The 2,131-nt window shown below is 67.6% G+C and carries 1 protein-coding gene and 1 pseudogene; one reads left to right on the top strand and one right to left on the bottom strand.

The genetic code is table 11. From position 1 onward, the window contains the following. A pseudogene (locus tag sphsw_RS20475) lies at positions 1-180 on the bottom strand (hypothetical protein); the annotation flags it as partial. Between the two features lie 247 nt (positions 181-427). Here sphsw_RS20475 and sphsw_RS11770 point away from each other — a divergent pair. Continuing rightward, positions 428-2,131, top strand: a 1,704-nt coding sequence (locus sphsw_RS11770) for a fatty acyl-AMP ligase (RefSeq protein ID WP_031440787.1), incomplete at its 3' end; no start/stop codon positions are given.

Here is a 2,131-nt window from a genome sequence, read left to right as displayed (position 1 = left end):
CGCGAGCCTCTGCGCCAGCCCTTCGGGATCGGCGGGTGGCACCGCCGGACCGGTTTCGGGCGCCTCGACCCAGCCGCGCTCGCGCACCTTGCGCCGCAGATAATCGCTCAGGCGGCCGCGCGTGGTCGCGAATCGCTCGACATAGCGCAGCGCCAATCCCTCCAGTCCCGCGGCATCCAGCGGTTTTGGCGGGCGTTTCTCCTGTCTTTCTCGGCGGCGATCCTGGGTCACGCCATCATTGTGCCACACTGGGATAGGATTTTGAACGCCACGACCGTGCATGGCTGGCCTTTGCACGGTCTCAAGCGGCGGATGTCCTCGGACAGGCCGCGACGTGGAAGACAGGACGCACATGACGATCGACACCTTTCAGACGACGGCGACGAACGGGCTGGTAAAGCCTGCGGTCGCACCGTCGGCCGATCCGATGCCGGCGCAGCGCACGGCGACCCCCACTGCGGACACGCTGCCGCGCCGCTTCGCCGACTTCGCGACACTTGGCGAGGCGCTCGACTATGCGGCGACGGGGCAGCGCGGCCTCAACTTCCATGACGCGCGCGGTACGCTCAGCCAGCCCTATCCCTATGCGACGCTGCGCCGCGACGCGCTGGCGATGGCGGATCGCCTGATCGCCGCCGGCGTCGCCCCTGCCGACCGCATCGCGCTGGTCGCCGAGACCGGCCCAGAATTCGCCGCGCTGTTCTTCGGTGTCGTCTATGCCGGCGCCTGGCCGGTGCCGCTGCCCCTGCCGACGTCGTTCGGCGGCCGCGATTCCTATATCGAACAGCTTCGCGTCCAGCTTTCCAGCTGCGATCCCAAGATGCTGATCTTCCCGCCCGAGCTCGCGCAGATGGCGAGCGAGGCGGCGCGTCTGGCGGGCACGCACGGGATCGACTGGTCCGAATTCGCGACCCGCGAAGCCCCCGCCGCCACGCTGCCCGAGGCACGTCCGGACGACATCGCCTATCTGCAATATTCGAGCGGCTCGACGCGGTTCCCGCACGGCGTCGTCATCACGCACGAGGCTTTGCTCAACAATCTTGCTGCGCACAGCCACGGCATGGAAGTCTGCGACACCGATCGCTGCGTGTCCTGGCTGCCCTGGTATCACGACATGGGGCTGGTCGGCTGCTTCCTGTCGCCGATCGCCAATCAGGTCTCGACCGATTACCTCAAGACCGAGGATTTCGCGCGCCGTCCGCTCGCCTGGCTCGATCTGATCAGCCGCAACACCGGCACGACGCTCAGCTATTCGCCGACCTTCGGCTATGACATCTGCGCGCGCCGCATGTCGTCGCAGACCAAGGCGAGCGACCGGTTCGACCTGTCGCGCTGGCGCGTCGCGGGCAATGGCGCCGACATGATCCGTCCCGACGTGATGCAGTCGTTCGTCGACGCCTTCGCCGATGCCGGGTTCCAGGCCTCCGCCTTCCTGCCCAGCTACGGCCTCGCCGAAGCGACGCTGGCGGTATCGCTGATGCCACCGGGCGAGGGGATCCGTGTCGAGCTGGTCGAGGAAACCCAGCTGTCGGGCGGTGCGCGCGGCGAAGACCGCCCGCAGCGCTACCGTGCGATCGTCAATTGCGGCAAGCCGGTGCGCGACATGACGATCGAAATCCGTGAAGAGGACGGCACGCCCCTCCCCGAGCGTGCGATCGGCAAGGTCTGGTGCAAGGGCAAGTCGGTAATGGTCGGCTATTTCCGCGACGACGCCGCCACCGCGGCGTGCATGTCCGACGGCTGGCTCGATACCGGCGACATGGGCTATATGTCCGACGGCTATATCTACATCGTCGGCCGGGCGAAGGACATGATCATCGTCAACGGCAAGAACCACTGGCCGCAGGACATCGAATGGGCGGTCGAGCAGCTGCCCGGGTTCAAGGCGGGCGACATCGCCGCGTTCGCGATCACAACCCCGGGGGGCGAGGAAACCCCCGCCGTCCTCGTCCAGTGCCGCAGCTCCGACGAGGGTGAACGCCTGCGCCTGCGCGACGAGATCCGCGAACGCGTCCGCTCGGTGACGGGCATGAACTGCGTGATCGAATTGATCCCTCCCCGCACGTTGCCGCGCACCTCGTCGGGCAAGCTCAGCCGCGCCAAGGCGCGCAACCTGTACCTGAGCGGCGAC

The organism is Sphingomonas sp. FUKUSWIS1 (assembly GCF_000733135.1).
Taxonomy (GTDB): Bacteria; Pseudomonadota; Alphaproteobacteria; order Sphingomonadales; family Sphingomonadaceae; genus Sphingomonas; species Sphingomonas aerolata.
Note: the sequence above shows the minus strand (reverse complement) of the source record. Positions and strands in the feature narration are given on the sequence as shown.